Raw genomic sequence first — 15385 nt, 5'->3', positions numbered from 1 at the left:
GCCCTTCACCCGCAAGTTCCGTAACGTTTTCCTGAACGCCGCATCCATACTCCAAATATCGTAGAAGGAGTACAAGATGAATCTCTATCTCAAAAGCATGATCGGTGGCTTCCTGGCCACCGTGGTACTGTCTCTGTTGATGATGCTGAAAGCACAGATGGGGCTGATGCCTGGTCTGAACGTCATTACCATGCTTTCCGGCATGCTTCACACTCAACTTGGCATTCCAGCGTCACCGGCCATCGGTTGGTTGATGCATTTCGCCATCGGCACGGTGATGTGGGGGCTGTTGTTCGCTTTTCTGTATGACCTTCTTCCCGGACGAGGTCCTATTGGCAAGGGGATGGCCTTCGGCTGCGCTGCATGGTTGATGATGATGGTACTGCCCATGCCGATGGCCGGAGCCGGCTTTTTCGGTCTGAAGATTGGCATGATGGCGCCGGTCATGACGCTGATCCTCCATATCGTCTGGGGCTGGGTTCTCGGTATGGTCGTCGGAGCCCTGCCGGGTAGCAGCAGCACCAAACCCTATTGAGGCTTGATCTGGGGCCGACACCAAGCTCCATGTTGGTCCCGACGGATCCATTACTCAGAAACCAACGATACAGGAGTTTTACCCATGAATGCCGATTATCAAATCAAAACCGACCCGGTCAATCTGGATACCTCCGATGATCAGGCTCGTCCCCTTTTGGAAACCGCGCAAAAAAACCTGGGATTCGTTCCCAACATGTACCAGGGCATGGCCATCGCTCCCGGCATGCTGTCCACTTATCTACACGGTTATGATCAGTTTCGCCGACATTCCGATTTTCAACCCGCGGAGCAGGAAGTGGTGCTCTTGACCATCAGCCGTTACAACGGCTGTGATTACTGTATGGCCGCTCACTCCATGATCGCGGAGAAGGTGTCACAGGTCCCAGAGCCGGTGCTGGAGGCGATTCGTAATCGCCAGCCGATTCCGGATCCGCGCCTGGCCGCCCTCTCCCGGTTTGTCGAGCGCATGATCGACAGCCGGGGCCTGCCCACCAGGGAAGACGTGGCCGCGTTCCTGGAAGCCAGTTTCGAGGAGCAACATATACTGCAGATCGTGCTGGCGATCGCGGTGAAAACCTTGAGCAACTACGGCAACCATCTCAACCATCCAGAACTGGACCCGGCCTTCGCGGGGCATCGCTGGGAAGGTTGAAGCACCGCCGATCGGTGCCCTATTCGCCAGCAAGCTCGCTTCCCACAGAGGTTCTACCAAGTCGCTGTGGGAAGCTGCCTGGGCAGCGAATACCTCGACCCCCTATCCCGTCCGCCCCGCACAGTAGGCAGCGGTAATCGGGTGGCTGGGGTGCTCGAATACCCGCAGACAAGTATCCGACTCCACCACGCAACCGCATCCCTGCTCCAGCCAACAAACGGTGACGGTGTCGGCGATCCTGCGCGCCTGGGCCAGATTGTGGGTCACCATCAGAATGGTGTACCGGCCCTTCAGCGACACAATCAGCTCCTCCACCACCTGTGACGATACCGGATCCAGCGCCGAGCAAGGCTCGTCCAGCAGCAGCACCCGGGGTTCCAATACCAAAGCCCGCGCTATACACAGGCGTTGCTGTTGCCCACCGGACAGACTTAGTGCGCTGGAGTGCAACCGGGAATGGCATCGGTCATGCGGTTAATGCTGCTTAACAAGCTGCTCTTGCCGCAGCCACTGGGTCCCACCAGGGCCATGAGCTCGCCCGCGCGCACGCTCAGGCTGGCTTGTTCGATGGCGGGCTCGCCACGGTAATGCACGGAAACGTGCTGTAATTCAAGATTGGGTGCGGTCATTACAACACACCTCCCGTTGGCCGCAACAGACGCCGCACCAACACATTCAGCATCACCAGAATGACGATCAGAACCAGGCCGGTGGCGGCCGCTCTGGGCATGCCACCGGGTACGTTCATGGCCAGATCATAAATATGCACACTCAGGGCACGACCCGAGTCCAGCAGTGAATCCGGCCTCCGCAACACATAACCGGCGGTGAACAACAGTACGGCGGTTTCCGCCAGGGCGCGGCCGGTACTGAGGATGACACCAACCGCAATACCAGGGGACGCCTGGGGCACCAGTACCCGTCGTACCCAGCCCCAGCGACTGATCGCCAGCGCCGTGCCGGCCTGACGATAGGAATCGGGCACCGCCCGCAACGCTTGTTCGGCGCTGCGAATCATCAACGGCAATACCATCAGGGACAGAGCCAGACCGCCGCTGAGAATGGAAAATCCCAACCCCAGGGAGATCGCGAAGAACTGATAGCCGAACAGGCCATACACAATGGAGGGTACCGCCGCCAGCATGTCCAGTACGCCGCCCAACCAATGCGCCCGGCGAGTGCCGGCCGGAACCTGCTCACTCAAATAAAGCGCGCAGCCCAAACCAAAGGGGATCGCCACCGCCAGGCACACCAGCAGAATCATGCCCGTGCTTAGCAACAAGGCAGCAATGCCGCCCTCCCGCCCGGCCTGGCGCGGATCAGTCAGCAGGAAGTCCACCGACAGCACGCCCGCGCCCTGCCGCCACAGCGACCACATCATCAGTGCCATGGGCACCAAAATCAGGCTCAGCAATACCCAGCCGGCCAGAGCGGCTAATCGATCACGCCAGTCCATATCCGCCTCTCCTCAATCGCCAGCTCAGCAGCAGGAGGACCAGGGTCACCAGCAATAAAAGCAAGCCGCTTACAAAAAGAGACAGGCGGTGGTCGCCGGTGGCATAGGCCATTTCCAGTGCGATATTGGCGGTCAGGGTTCGTAGCGGGTCAAACACAGAGGTGGGCCACTGCACCACATTACCGCTGACCATCAGCACCGCCATGGTTTCTCCCATGGCACGGCCGAATTGCAACACCAGTCCGCTAACGATGGCCGGCAAGGCTTGCGGTAACAGAACCCGGCGCAACATTCCGACCCGGGACAGCGCCAGTGCTTGAGCGGAACGAACATAGTGGCCCGGCAATTGCTCCAGCGCCGTGTCCGTGACCAACAGCGCCAATGGCAGAATCATCAATGCCAGCACCAGGGAACCCGCCAGCCAGGACGCTCCGGGCGGCACCCATTGGTTAATCAACGGTACCACCATCAGCATTCCCCAGAGGCCATAGACCACCGAGGGAATCCCCGCCATCAATTCCACCACGACCAGGACCGGCCGCCGCAGAGCCGGCATGAAATAGCGCAGCCAGGCGGCCAGCAACACCGACACGGGAGCGGCAATCGCCAACGCCAGAACACTGACCACCAAGGACCCGGCCACCATGGATGCCATGCCGTATTGCTCCTGGGCTGGCTGCCACTGCCCCTGCCACAGCGTGGCGCCATGACGAACCAGAAACGGCAGCGACTGCGCCACCAGCACCAATACGATACCACCCAACACCAGTGCCACCGCGCCGCCGGCAAGGCGCAGCAGCCACAGGAGCCAATAATCAGGGCTTCGAGGCCACGAAGTAGTAATCATGGTAGACCTCGGCCATGGACGGGTCGGTAACGAAATCCAGAAAAGCCTGGACCGTGGAAGAGAGGTTTCCCTGACTGACCAGATTCAGTTCACGACTCAACGGATAGCGTCCCCGTGCCACCTCCTCGAGCGTGGCGGGTATGCCTTCCAGCGGCAGCAGCCGTAACGGAGAACCCGACTCCGCTTCGTAAATGGCCGTGCCAATGGAAACATAGCCGATAGCCTTGGTATCGCCGGCCACCGCCTTGATCCCCTGCTGATTCTCACCGATCACCATGTCGGCACGCACCTGATCGTTGCTCAATCCAAAGTAATCCAGGAACAATTCCTGAGTGGAGCGGCCATTGGCCTTGTGCACCACGGTGATGGCGCCGGCATCGCCGCCTACCTCCGCCCAATCGTCAATCTTGCCGCTATAAATGGCGATAATCTGCCAGTCACTGAGTGCGGATATCGGGTTCGCCGTATTGACGATCATAGCCACGCCGTCGCGACCCAGGACATGCGCGGTGAGATCCGATTCATCAGGCTTCAGCGCGCGACTGACCATGCCCAGATCCGCCAGCCCCTGACGCACATCCTGAATACCGCGCCCGGAGCCGCCGCTCTGCACATCCACCTGGACGCCGGTTTCCGCTTCATAGCGCTCCGCCAGATCCGCCATCAGCGGCGCGATGGTGCTGGAACCGGTGATCACGATTTTATCGGCGGGCCCGACACAGCCGCCCACAGCCAGAATCACCGCGCCGAGTACAGCTCCCAGTCGTAGTGGTAATATCATTCGTTCCCTCCTGATTCATAGTACTTTTTTAGTATCAACATCATTGCCATACAAAAACATGTCTTTGTAAGGTTCACCAACCAATGTCGACACCTGGCCCGCTGGACTAACCTCACCGCTATCGTTTGATGCCGCTCAATGGGATTTCGTTACACGCCCCATTACCGCGCCATACCAGTCCGCCAGCAAAGCAATTGGCTGTTTCTGCTGCCTTCCATGGCGATGCGGCCAGTACGGTAAATTGATCGCCTCCATACCCGCTGATACATTCAAACGCGTATCGTCACGATGCCCTGAGCGTCCGGTATGACCTGTTTTTCAAAGCCCTCGTGGACGCGTTTCCACACACGCCTAGCGAAGCCAGCCTCTCGACAGCGAAAACAGACCCGATTTTCTGTCGGATCACGGAGCCCCCAATGAAAAGAACCGCGTTGTACTTGCTTACCCCCCTGCTCATCGCCCTCTCCCTGCCCACCCTGGCGGAACCGATCAAGCGCAAAGTGTGCGTGTTCGACATCGTCGGCAACGCCGGGCCGATCATGAACAGCGCCCGCGACTGGAAGACCACCGCTTTGTCCTGGGGCCTGGATGTGGAACTGCTGCCCTATACCAGTGAGTTGATCGCCACCGAGGATCTGAAGGCCGGTGTCTGTGACGCCGCGCTGGTGACCGGGATCCGCGCCCGCGGATTCAATAAGTTCGCCGGCACCATCGACGCCATCGGCGCGGTGCCCAGCATGGATCACTTGCGCATCATCTCCCAGGTTCTGGCCAGCCCGAAGATGGCGGACAAGTTGGAAGGCGGTAACTACTCCGTCGCCGGTTTCGCGCCGGCGGGCCCCGCTTATATCTTCGTCAATGATCGCAAGATCAATACGCTGGACAAGGCCGCCGGCAAGAAAGTGGCGGTGCTGGAATACGATGAAACCCAGGCCGGCCTGGTGTCGCAGGTGGGCGCCACGCCAGTGGATTCCGATGTCACCAACTTCTCCACTAAATTCAACAACGGTTCGGTGGATGTGATCTTCGCGCCCCTGGCGGTCTATCAGGCGCTGGAACTGTATAAAGGGCTCTCCCCGGACGGCGGCATCATCGACTATCCGCTGGTGCAACTGACCCTGCAGGTTATCGCCAAGACCGATCGCTTTCCCAAGGAGATGTTCCAGAAATCACGCAGCTATTTTTATGAGAACTTCGACCGCTTCCGGCAGCAGGTGGAACAGGAATCAAAAGCGGTGGATCCAAAATGGTGGGTGAAAATTCCCGATGAGGACAAAGCGGAATACGAATTGATGATGCAGGAAGCTCGCGATCAGCTCCGCGATCAAGGCTATTACGATCCGGACATGCTGACCATCATGCGCAAGATCCGCTGCAAGCTGGACGCCTCCCGGGCCGAGTGCACCTAATTTCACCACGGGCTGTGGGAAGCTTGCTAGCAAGCGAATATTGCAAACAGCTAAAGCGAACCCCATTCGCTTGCAAGCAATCTCCCACAGCGGCTAATGATCTGGCCGTTTGTTCTTTGCGCTGTCAATTATTCACCATCAACTGTCAACGGCCCTATTCCACCGGATTGACGCATTCCCCCCGGCTGGAATCCAGTTTACAGCGCACCTTGCGTTCCAGGGTCAGCATATCCGCGCTGTAATACCCCTTCCCGCGCAGGGTCAAACGGGCATCCTGCATCATCATCTCGTACTCGCGTTTATCCCGATCCGGAATTTCAATCCACCAGTGATCCGGCACCTTGGCCTGCTCTTGCGCCAGGCGCGCCATGATCCGGTCGTAACCGTTGAAGAATTCCTCGCGCACCAGTTGCGCCACTTCATTGGGGAATTTATCGGCACGTCCGATCAGTTGCATGGTGATCTGCGCCAACGGGTAATTGATGATACCGCCATTGGGCCGCATGCCCTTGTACAGCTCCAGCACTTCATAGGCCACGATCGGCGCCGCCAGCGCATCCACCACCCCATTGTTGAATTTGTTCGGCGCGGAAACGATGTCGGAATTGACCGGCGTGGCCCCAATCCGTGCCACCATTTCCGCCTGAACCGGATCGTAGTCCAATACCGCCACCCGTTTTCCGGCGGCGTTGGCCAATGTATTGATGGCGCGGTCATTGACGAAGACATAGGCCGGCCCGGCCGGCGCGATACCCAGCACCACATAGCCGTTGGCCACCATCCGCGGCGCCACTTTCGGGCTGGCCATGGCGCGCAACAGCAGCTTCATGTGATCGTCGGAGGGCAAGGCACCGATGGCATCAATGGTACCGGTATATTGATTGAATAAACGGGCGCGCAGGCCACTGATCAGGGCGGCGTCGCAAATGCCCGCTTTCAGATCCTCCACCACTACGCTTTCGCTGGTGTAGGGCACCATCTCAAGATCCACGCCGTACTTCAAAACCCGGATTCGCTGGTCCTCGGCGGCCTTGAAGATCGGGCCCGCGCGGCCGGCGATGTCCCAGATACAAATACGGCGCTTAACCGGCTCGCCGGGCGTGTAGCCCGCCACTTTTTGCATTGCCTGAATCCGCTCATCCAACGAGCGACTCTGATCAAAGGCGATGGCGCGCAGCTTCGCCGCCAGCTCCGGGGTCAACGCCACCCCCGGAGCATAGCGTTTGAGCTCGGCCTGCTGCGCGGGGGTCAGGTCCAGCGCCTGATCGGCGGCGGCCGCGAGAGACATGGAGAGAACCAGAGAAAAACAGAGCAGCCGTAAAATACGCACGAGGCCTCCGGTCAGCGTATCCAATAGTGGATTCTCATTATGGGCAAGCCGTTCTCCGGACGCCTGACCGAAACGACATGGTGAGGGGCGTTGATGCCAAACGAAAGCGTCACTCGCCTGTGAATTCGCCAGCAGGGCTGGCTCCCACAAACCCAACCACGAAGCCACCGTGGGAAGCTTGCTGGCAAGCGAATGGCCCGACACCGAAGGCCGGAATTCGCCAGCAAGCTGGTCTCCCACAGCCTTTCTACAGGGCCACCGTGGGAAGCTTGCTGGCAAGCGAATGGCCCAACACCGAAGGCCGGAATTCGCCAGCAAGCTGGTCTCCCACAGCCTTTCTACAGGGCCACCGTGGGAAGCTTGCTGGCAAGCGAATGGCCCAACACCGAAGGCCGGAATTCGCCAGCAAGCTGGTCTCCCACAGCCTTTCTACAGGGCCACGGTGGGAAGCTTGCTTGCAAGCGAATGTGCCAACGCCAGAGGCCAGGATCGGCCATCAGCGGAGGGCCGCCCCGACGGGCTCCTACAATTGGGACCGCCATGTTAACGTGTTTGGGTCGGGACTTATGGACCGGCACATTCAGTACTAAAGTAGCAGTGATCCGATTCCCCGGGCAGTGCTCAAATGAATCGGCCGATCACGGCCAATCTCTGACACGAATAACAATCGAGGAGCTCGCTATGTGGACCAAACCCAGCTATGTGGATATGCGCATCGGCTTTGAAGTCACCATGTACATCTCCAATCGCTAACGCTGGTGCCCGCGGGCCCGCGTTGGCGGGATCCGCGGGACCACGCTCTCGTATCAGGCTCTGACGCCTATGTATATCCGAGTTCTCGGCTCGGCGGCCGGCGGCGGCTTTCCTCAGTGGAATTGCCAGTGCGCCAATTGCGCCGGGCTGCGCCAGGGCACCATCGACGCGTTGCCCCGCACCCAATCCTCCATCGCCTTGTCCGACGATGGCGAGCGTTGGATTCTGTGTAATACCTCGCCGGACATTCGTGCCCAACTGGAAAGTACACCGGACTTACGCCGGACGGACGGCAAGCGCGGCACCGCCATCGGCGCCATCGTTCTGATGGACAGCCAGATCGATCACACCACCGGGCTGCTGATGCTGCGCGAAGGCTGCCCCCATGAGGTATGGTGTACCGAGATGGTGCACCAGGATCTGTGCACTGGCTTCCCGCTGTTCCGCATTCTCGATCACTGGAACGGCGGACTGCGCTGGAACCCGATCCCATTGTCCGGTGAGTTCCGCATCCCTTGTTGCCCGGGGCTGCGACTCACGCCAATCCCGCTACGCAGCGCCGCTCCGCCCTATTCACCACACCGTAATGATCCCCATCCCGGTGACAACATCGGTCTGCTGGTGGAAGACAGCGCCGGCCAGCGCCTGTTCTACGCGCCCGGCCTGGGCCAGGTGGACGCCGACTTACGCACCCTGATGGCCAGCGCCAATTGTCTGTTGGTGGACGGCACCTTCTGGCGCGAGGACGAAATGAGTCACGCCGGCGTTGGTACCAAGCCAGCCAGTGAAATGGGCCACCTGCCGCAGAGCGGCCCGGACGGCATGCTGGCCTTGCTGGCCGGTCTGCCGGAACCTCAGCGCCAAATACTCATCCATATCAATAACACCAATCCGATCCTCGACCACGGCTCCGAGGAGCGCGCCCGGGTGGAAAGCCAGGGGGTCGAGGTGGCCTACGATGGAATGGCGATCCGATTATGAGCGAAATGGCTTCCGCCCTGCCGCTGAGCCGCGCCGAATTCGAACAGGCGCTGCGCGACAAGGGCCGTTACTACCACATCCATCATCCTTATCACGTGGCCATGTACGAAGGCCGCGCCAGCCGTCGGCAGATTCAGGGCTGGGTGGCGAACCGCTATTACTATCAGGTGAATATTCCGGTAAAGGACGCCGCCATCCTCGCCAACTGTCGGGACCGGGAGGTCCGCCGCGAATGGGTGCAACGCATTCATGATCACGATGGCGCCGCCGGCGGCGAAGGCGGCATCGAGGCCTGGGTCCACCTGGGCGAGGCGGTGGGCCTGAACGCCGAGGAAATCCGCTCCCAGGAACATGTATTGCCCGGGGTGCGCTTCGCGGTGGACGCCTACGTACGGTTCGCCCGCACCGCCAGTTGGCAGGAAGCGGCCTGCTCGTCACTGACCGAACTGTTCGCGCCACAGATTCACCAGTCGCGGCTGGACAGCTGGCCCCGGCATTATCCGTGGATCGGCGAGGAGGGCTATCACTACTTCCGCAACCGCATGGGCGAAGCACGGCGCGACGTGGAACACGGTCTGCGCATCACGCTGGATCATTTCACCACCCGCGAAGCCCAGCGGCGGGCGTTGGACATTCTGCAGTTCAAGCTGGATATCCTGTGGACCATGCTCGACGCCATGAGCATGGCCTACGAACTGGAACGGCCGCCTTACCACACCGTCACCGAGGAAGGCGTCTGGCACCGGGGGTTACAGCAATGAGCGCGCCACATCAAGACGCCGTTCCTCTGTTGCGCCGGGGTTTCCGCCTGCAATGGGAGCCGGCGCAACAGGCCCATGTGCTGCTGTACCCGGAAGGCATGGTGAAACTGAACGACAGCGCCGCCCAGATTCTCACACTGGTGGACGGCGAGCGCAGCGTCGCGGATATCGTTGCCACGCTGCATCAGCGCTTCCCGGAAGTACCGGACCTGGAAGCGGACGTGCTGGATTTTCTCGAGGCCGCCCATGGCAATCACTGGCTCAGCAACCGTTGAGACGCGTCCCGGGCCACCTTTGTGGCTGTTGGCGGAGCTGACCTACCGCTGCCCGCTGCAATGTCCCTATTGCTCCAACCCGGTGGACTTCGCCGACCAGGATAAGGAGCTGAATACCGAACAATGGCTGGACGTGTTCGCTCAGGCGCGGACCATGGGGGCGGCTCAATTGGGGCTGTCCGGCGGCGAACCGTTGACCCGGCCGGATCTGGTCGAGCTGGTCTGCGGTGCTCGCGAACTGGGTTATTACAGCAACCTGATCACCTCGGGCATGGGACTGAACCGGGACAAGGTCGCCGCCCTGGCGGACGCCGGCCTGGATCACATTCAAATCAGCTTCCAGGACGCCGAAGAAGCCGGCAATCAGCTGATGGCCGGCTCCCGCAAGGCATTCCAGCATAAGTTGGAAATGGCCCGGGCGGTGAAAGAGCACGGTTTTCCCATGGTGCTCAACGTGGTGATTCACCGGCACAACATCGACCGTATCGGCGATATTATCCAGCTGTGCCTGGACCTGGAGGCCGACTATGTGGAACTGGCCACTTGTCAGTACTACGGCTGGGCTCACTTGAACCGGCAAGGCCTGATGCCTTCGCGGGTGCAGTTGCAACGGGCGGAACAGGTGGTGGCGGACTATCGGCGCCGCCTGGAAGACACCGCCAATCCCTGCCAGTTAATCTTCGTGGTGCCGGACTATTACGAAGAGCGGCCGAAACCCTGCATGAACGGCTGGGGCAGTATGTTCCTCACCATCACCCCGGACGGCACCGCGCTACCCTGCCACAGCGCCCGGCAGCTGCCGATCGATTTTCCCAACGTCAGGGAGCACACCATCGAAACCATCTGGCGGCGCTCTCCGGGTTTCAATCACTTCCGGGGCGACGCCTGGATGCCGGAACCTTGCCGCTCCTGCGACGAGAAGCACGAGGACTTCGGCGGCTGTCGTTGCCAGGCGTACATGCTCACCGGCGATGCCACCAACGCCGATCCGGTGTGCGCCAAGTCGCCGCATCACCACGTCATCCTGGCGGCACGGGGACAAGCCGGCACGCCCCTGGATCAGGTACCACCACTGACCTACCGCAATGAACGCAATGCCCGGCTCATCTACCGGGGCTGATCCGGCCTCACCATCACCACTGAGCGCCCGTCAGGCGGTGGCGGCAACGGTGGAGTTCGGCGAGTTGCACAGCAACGCGCAACGGGTGATCTGGACTCGCAGCGATCCCCGCGACGGCCGCTTTCGAGTTCAGGAGTGGACAACGGAGGGCCGCCGCACTCTGACACCGGAAGGGTTCAGCGTGCGCTCGCGGGTCTACGAGTATGGCGGCAGTGCCCTGTGCCTGGGCGAAGATGGCCTGGCCTTTGTCAACGAAGACGACCAGCAGCTTTACTGGCAGGGGTTTTCGGAACCGCGATGCCATCCGCTCACCGACCACCCGGATCGCCGTTACGGCGGGCTGGCCTACGACCATCGCCGTGACCGGATCATCGCCGTGGAGGAGCGGCCGGGAAATCCGAAAACCCGACACCGGCTGGTGGCGGTGGGGCGCGATCGCGTCTTGCGGATACTGAGCGAGGGGGCTGATTTTTATGCCTCCCCCGCCATCAGTGACGACGGCCAACAGTTGGCCTGGGTGGAATGGGATCGCCCCCATCAGCCCTGGACGGCCAGCCGCCTGCGTCACGTCAGCCTGGCGGACGACGGCCTGCCCGGGACGGCCCTCGCCGGCCTCGACACACCGGGCCACTCGACACAACAACCCCGTTTCGACCGGCAAGGACGCTTGCTCTGCCTGTTCGACGGCAGCGGACACTGGCGCCCATGGCGCTTCGAGCATGGACACTGGCGATGTCTGCCCGGCAGGGAAGCAGACCACACCCCCAGCCCCTGGCTGCTCGGCTCCCGCCATTACGATACCCTGCCGGACGGCAGCCCGGTGGTGGCCTGGTGGCGGGACGGCCGGGGCCATTTGAGCGTTACGAAAGAAACCGTCGCGCCAGCGGCGATGCCTTCGGGCTATCAGCATTTTCTCGCCATCAGCGCCGGCCCCCTGGGCGTGTTCTGTCTCGCCGCCGGGCCACGCCGGGGCACCGCGTTATTGCATCTGAACGCCGGAGAAGGCGGTGTTTCCACACTCGATTCGGCGCCTCTGCCTCTGGAAGCGACCACGGTATCCCCCCGCATTCGGAGGACACCTTCATTCGCTGCCAAGGCAGCTTCCCACAAAGGGAACCACAAAGCCGCTGTGGGAAGCTGCCTTGGCAGCGAATGGCTTGGAGCATCAGTAGTATCGGAACCAGAAACGTGGACGTTCGCCAGCGCCGGCCAGACAACCTGCCACGGTTTTTACTACCCGCCCTGCCCCGGCGACTGTACGCCGCCGCCCTTGCTGGTGACCGTCCACGGCGGCCCGACTTCGGCCAGCTTTCCGCTGTTCAATCCGGCGATACAGTTCTGGACTCAGCGCGGATTCGCGGTGCTGGACCTGAATTACCGGGGTAGCGTCGGCTTCGGCCGTGCATATCGTCAGTCCCTGGCGGGACAGTGGGGCGTCAGCGACGTCGACGATGTGCTGTACGCGGTGAAGGCACTGATAAGGGAACGGCTGGCGGATCCGCGCCGGCTGTTCCTGCGGGGACAAAGCGCCGGCGGCTTCACCGTGCTCAATACTCTGGCCCGCGCGCCGACCACATTCCGCGCCGCCACCAGCTTGTACGGCGTCAGCGATCCGCTCCGGTTGCGCCGGCAAACGCACAAGTTCGAAGCGGACTACATCGACTGGCTGATCGGTGATCCTGAACGGAACGCGAGCCGCTATCAGGCTCGCTCACCGCTGGCCAACGCCTCGCGTCTACGCACGCCAACCCTGTTTTTCCAGGGCCTGCGCGACGCCGTCGTGCTACCGGAACAAACCGAGGCCATGGTGGCGGCGTTGCACGCCAACGGCGTGCCGGTGGAGTGCGTGCGCTTCGCCGATGAGCAGCATGGCTTTCGCTCGCCACGCAACCGGGCGCTGGTGCTGGAACGGGAACTGGCGTTCTACCGGCACCATGACGCCATTGGCCGGGAGTCCGGCCAGTGACCGCGTTCACTGTCCACGACCGGCGACGCTTGCCACGCTCTGGTGCCCAGGCACGCCTTCATCATCACCATAGTGGTCTGCGCACCCTGTTGCTGCCGACGGCGGGCCAGCAGGTGACAGCCGTGCTGCAAGTCGGCGCGGGCAGCCACGATGAACCGGAAACCCGGCCGGGACTGGCACATTTGCTTGAGCACGTTCTGTTCACCGGCAGCGAGCGTTACCCCGAAGTTCACCACTTCGCCCGCCGCGTCCAGGGCTGGAATGGGCGCTACAACGCCAGTACCCTGGACGACACCATGGCGTTCTTTTTCACCGTGGACGCGGAGGGCCTCGCGCCTTGCCTTGCGCATCTGATCGACATGCTTAGCCGCCCCTTGCTGACACCGGAATCAGTGGCACGGGAACGACGGATTCTGGACGCCGAGTTCCGAACCCGGCTGGCCGATCCACGCCTGCATCGTCAGGCGCTATTGGCGCGGCTGGCACGGCCGTCGCATCCGCTGGCCCGCTTCACCGCCGGCAACGCCCACAGCCTGAGTGCCCCCCTGGCCTCCTTGACCGGTGAGGTCAGGGCTTTTCATGCCCGTTGGTTCCGCGCCGGCAACATGGCCCTGATTCTGCGGGGCGCGCTACCAGACAATGTGGATGGCGTGCTAACGGAAGCGCTCTCGCCGCTGCCCGCCGGCCCAACTCCATCCCGGCCTCCTCTGCCCACCGCCTTCCCCAGCGACATTCGGCAACAGGACTGGCTCTGGCGGGCCCCACAGTCCGATACCGGCTGCGCGCTGCTGTTTCCCCTGCCGGAGGAGGAACGGGTCTGGCCCTGGCTGCGCCACTGGCTGCGGGAACCCGGCCTTCACGGCGCACTGGGCGGCTTGCGCGCCGCCGGCATGGCGTCAACGATTACCGTGACCGGACAACGGCGCCAGCGGAATCAGGGGGAGTGCCAGATTCTGCTGGACAGCCCCGGACGCGGCCAGGAGTGCGCCGCCATGCTGGAGCAGTGGCTGTCACGGATGGCGGATTACCTGCCCTCACAATGGCCATCAACGGTGCGGCTGGCCGCCCCGGACCCGGAAGGTTTTCCCGCGCCGCCGGACGCCCGGCTGGCGCGCCTGTGCTATCTGGCACGCCGTGTTGCCGGGGAGCCGGAAGCGGACGCCGATACCTTGCTTGCGCCCCCGGCTCTGCCCGATGACCACACCTGGCGTACTGCTCTGAAGGTGCTGAGCGACAACGGCGCGCTGGTCATCGATCATGACGATGGCCGGGACTTCACTCACTTCACCCCCTGGACCGGTACCCCTTGCCGCCCCATTCCACGACAACGGCCGGCAGTCGCTGATCCGTTCCGGACATCGCTGCCGCTACCGGCGACAACCACCACGATGCCGCCCCCCTTGAAGAGGCTCATCCGCGTCCCGGTTGAAACCGGGGAGACCCTCAGACTCGGTTGGCACTGGCCCGGTGATCAGATAACGGCGCTGGAACGGCTGAGCCTGCATTGGCGCCTGCTGCTGGAGCATGTGTCGTGCACAGGTCCCAAAGCCGGTGTCCATCAAAGCGGCACCAATCTGATACTGGATCTTCCCGTTGATGACTCGGCGATCCGGACAACACTGGCGACCCTGTTCGCGCCGCTGGATGCCCGCTGGGAAGGCCTGATCAAACACCGGCACCGGATCTGGCGCCGGCAACTCGACGCAGCGGCACCGGCGCACCGCCTGCTCCAGGTTTTGCGGGATCGACTTGATGGCGTGGCGCGGGAAAACCAGAGACCTCTTTCCTCTCCCACGTCGTGGTGCTGCGCCTACCCACAAGCCTGGCCGGAGACACAGCTGAGCACCGCCCTGTCTCCCATAACCGCCCGCTTTGTCCCCGATGCCGCCACGCACACCGCCAGCGTCGCGGCGATCCCCACCGGAGAGCAGGCGGTCCCCTGCGCCTTTCCGGATCACGCGCGCCTGCTTTATCTGCCGGCGCCACGACGCAACGCGCTGGACCGTCTATGCTGGCGGTTATTGCAACGTCATCTGGCCGTTCCCTTTTATCAGCAACTGCGACTGCAACAACAATTGGGCTATTGGGTGGACTGCCGTTACCAAGAGGAAGCGGACGGCCACTGCGGCCTGCTGCTACTGGTGCAATCGCCGGCTCACGGACAGAGAGTGCTGCAAGCGGCCCTCGCCGGCTTTCTTGAACACGCCGGCACACTTTTGGCGGCGATGCCCCTGGAGGACTGGCAATGTGCGCTACGATCACTACGGGCGGAAGTGGGGCGGGAACACAGCGTTTCCGGGCACCCCTTTGAATACCGCTGGAAACAGGCGTTTTATCAGCGCTCCGGGGAAGCCAATGCGGAACCGCGCCTGTTGGCCCGCCTGACGGCAAAAGACTGGCGGGACGAGGTGCTGGAACGGTACGCCATGGCCCGGCCATTCACCCTCTACTCCACCACCGAGTGATTTGCGGCGGCAAGAAGACCGGCCTGCGAAGCCACTGTGGGAGGCTTGCTTG

16 protein-coding genes and 1 pseudogene are annotated in these 15385 nt (G+C 62.0%); 10 read left to right on the top strand and 7 right to left on the bottom strand.

Annotated elements, in window-relative coordinates; genetic code table 11:
• The first annotated feature begins 76 nt into the window (after positions 1-76).
• Positions 77-535 (top strand): DUF6789 family protein, encoded by a 459-nt coding sequence (locus E0L37_RS19825; RefSeq protein ID WP_133493375.1) that lies wholly within the window; start codon positions 77-79, stop codon positions 533-535.
• Between the two features lie 84 nt (positions 536-619).
• The gene (locus E0L37_RS19820) at positions 620-1189 is read left to right on the top strand and encodes a carboxymuconolactone decarboxylase family protein (protein WP_133493374.1); all 570 of its coding nucleotides are present in this window, start codon (positions 620-622) and stop codon (positions 1187-1189) included.
• Positions 1190-1291: 102 nt separating this feature from the next.
• On the opposite strand, the gene E0L37_RS21810 is transcribed toward E0L37_RS19820, so the two are convergent.
• From E0L37_RS21810 to E0L37_RS19800, 6 genes and pseudogenes are all read right to left on the bottom strand, one after another.
• The gene (locus tag E0L37_RS21810) at positions 1292-1558 is read right to left on the bottom strand and encodes a hypothetical protein (RefSeq protein WP_240687519.1); all 267 of its coding nucleotides are present in this window, start codon (positions 1556-1558) and stop codon (positions 1292-1294) included.
• 30 nt (positions 1559-1588) lie between these two features.
• Positions 1589-1639 (bottom strand): annotated as a pseudogene (locus tag E0L37_RS21805) (hypothetical protein); the annotation flags it as partial.
• Positions 1621-1818, bottom strand: coding sequence for an ATP-binding cassette domain-containing protein (locus tag E0L37_RS21800; RefSeq protein ID WP_240687516.1), 198 nt, complete (start codon positions 1816-1818; stop codon positions 1621-1623). The pseudogene E0L37_RS21805 and the gene E0L37_RS21800, both read right to left, overlap by 19 nt.
• Positions 1818-2645 carry a phosphate ABC transporter permease PstA gene (pstA, locus tag E0L37_RS19810; RefSeq protein WP_133493373.1) on the bottom strand — a complete coding sequence of 276 codons (828 nt, stop codon included), beginning with the start codon at positions 2643-2645 and terminating at the stop codon, positions 1818-1820. The genes E0L37_RS21800 and pstA overlap by 1 nt, the downstream gene beginning before the upstream one ends.
• A complete protein-coding gene (pstC, locus tag E0L37_RS19805) occupies positions 2632-3492 on the bottom strand; it encodes a phosphate ABC transporter permease subunit PstC (RefSeq protein ID WP_133493372.1) in 861 nt (286 codons plus the stop codon). Before pstC ends, pstA begins: the two co-directional genes overlap by 14 nt.
• Positions 3461-4273, bottom strand: a complete 813-nt coding sequence (locus E0L37_RS19800; RefSeq protein ID WP_133493371.1) for a phosphate ABC transporter substrate-binding protein — start codon at positions 4271-4273, stop codon at positions 3461-3463. Before E0L37_RS19800 ends, pstC begins: the two co-directional genes overlap by 32 nt.
• Positions 4274-4689: 416 nt before the next feature.
• On the opposite strand from E0L37_RS19800, the gene E0L37_RS19795 reads away from it, so the two are divergent.
• On the top strand, positions 4690-5682 hold the full coding sequence (locus E0L37_RS19795) for a putative solute-binding protein (protein ID WP_022996532.1): 993 nt from the start codon (positions 4690-4692) through the stop codon (positions 5680-5682).
• 154 nt (positions 5683-5836) lie between these two features.
• On the opposite strand, the gene E0L37_RS19790 is transcribed toward E0L37_RS19795, so the two are convergent.
• Positions 5837-6970, bottom strand: a complete 1134-nt coding sequence (locus E0L37_RS19790) for a putative solute-binding protein (protein ID WP_133493394.1) — start codon at positions 6968-6970, stop codon at positions 5837-5839.
• Positions 6971-7204: 234 nt separating this feature from the next.
• On the opposite strand from E0L37_RS19790, the gene pqqA reads away from it, so the two are divergent.
• The 7 genes from pqqA to E0L37_RS19755 all read left to right on the top strand — a co-directional run bounded on the left by pqqA (position 7205) and on the right by E0L37_RS19755 (position 15333).
• Positions 7205-7765 (top strand): pyrroloquinoline quinone precursor peptide PqqA, encoded by a 561-nt coding sequence (pqqA, locus tag E0L37_RS21955; protein ID WP_370450638.1) that lies wholly within the window; start codon positions 7205-7207, stop codon positions 7763-7765.
• A 69-nt stretch (positions 7766-7834) separates the two neighbouring features.
• Positions 7835-8746 (top strand): pyrroloquinoline quinone biosynthesis protein PqqB, encoded by a 912-nt coding sequence (pqqB, locus tag E0L37_RS19780; protein ID WP_133493370.1) that lies wholly within the window; start codon positions 7835-7837, stop codon positions 8744-8746.
• The gene (gene pqqC / locus E0L37_RS19775; protein WP_240687515.1) at positions 8743-9507 is read left to right on the top strand and encodes a pyrroloquinoline-quinone synthase PqqC; all 765 of its coding nucleotides are present in this window, start codon (positions 8743-8745) and stop codon (positions 9505-9507) included. The genes pqqB and pqqC overlap by 4 nt, the downstream gene beginning before the upstream one ends.
• Complete coding sequence (pqqD, locus tag E0L37_RS19770; protein ID WP_133493369.1) at positions 9504-9782, top strand: pyrroloquinoline quinone biosynthesis peptide chaperone PqqD; 279 nt, start codon at positions 9504-9506, stop codon at positions 9780-9782. Before pqqC ends, pqqD begins: the two co-directional genes overlap by 4 nt.
• Positions 9754-10902 carry a pyrroloquinoline quinone biosynthesis protein PqqE gene (pqqE, locus tag E0L37_RS19765; protein ID WP_133493368.1) on the top strand — a complete coding sequence of 383 codons (1149 nt, stop codon included), beginning with the start codon at positions 9754-9756 and terminating at the stop codon, positions 10900-10902. The genes pqqD and pqqE overlap by 29 nt, the downstream gene beginning before the upstream one ends.
• Positions 10877-12868, top strand: coding sequence for a S9 family peptidase (locus E0L37_RS19760; RefSeq protein ID WP_166643106.1), 1992 nt, complete (start codon positions 10877-10879; stop codon positions 12866-12868). Before pqqE ends, E0L37_RS19760 begins: the two co-directional genes overlap by 26 nt.
• Positions 12865-15333 (top strand): insulinase family protein, encoded by a 2469-nt coding sequence (locus E0L37_RS19755; protein ID WP_133493366.1) that lies wholly within the window; start codon positions 12865-12867, stop codon positions 15331-15333. The genes E0L37_RS19760 and E0L37_RS19755 overlap by 4 nt, the downstream gene beginning before the upstream one ends.
• Positions 15334-15385 lie beyond the last annotated feature (52 nt).

The organism is Alcanivorax sp. 24 (genome assembly GCF_004360225.1).
Taxonomy (GTDB): domain Bacteria; phylum Pseudomonadota; class Gammaproteobacteria; order Pseudomonadales; family Alcanivoracaceae; genus Alloalcanivorax; species Alloalcanivorax xiamenensis.
Note: the sequence above shows the minus strand (reverse complement) of the source record. Positions and strands in the feature narration are given on the sequence as shown.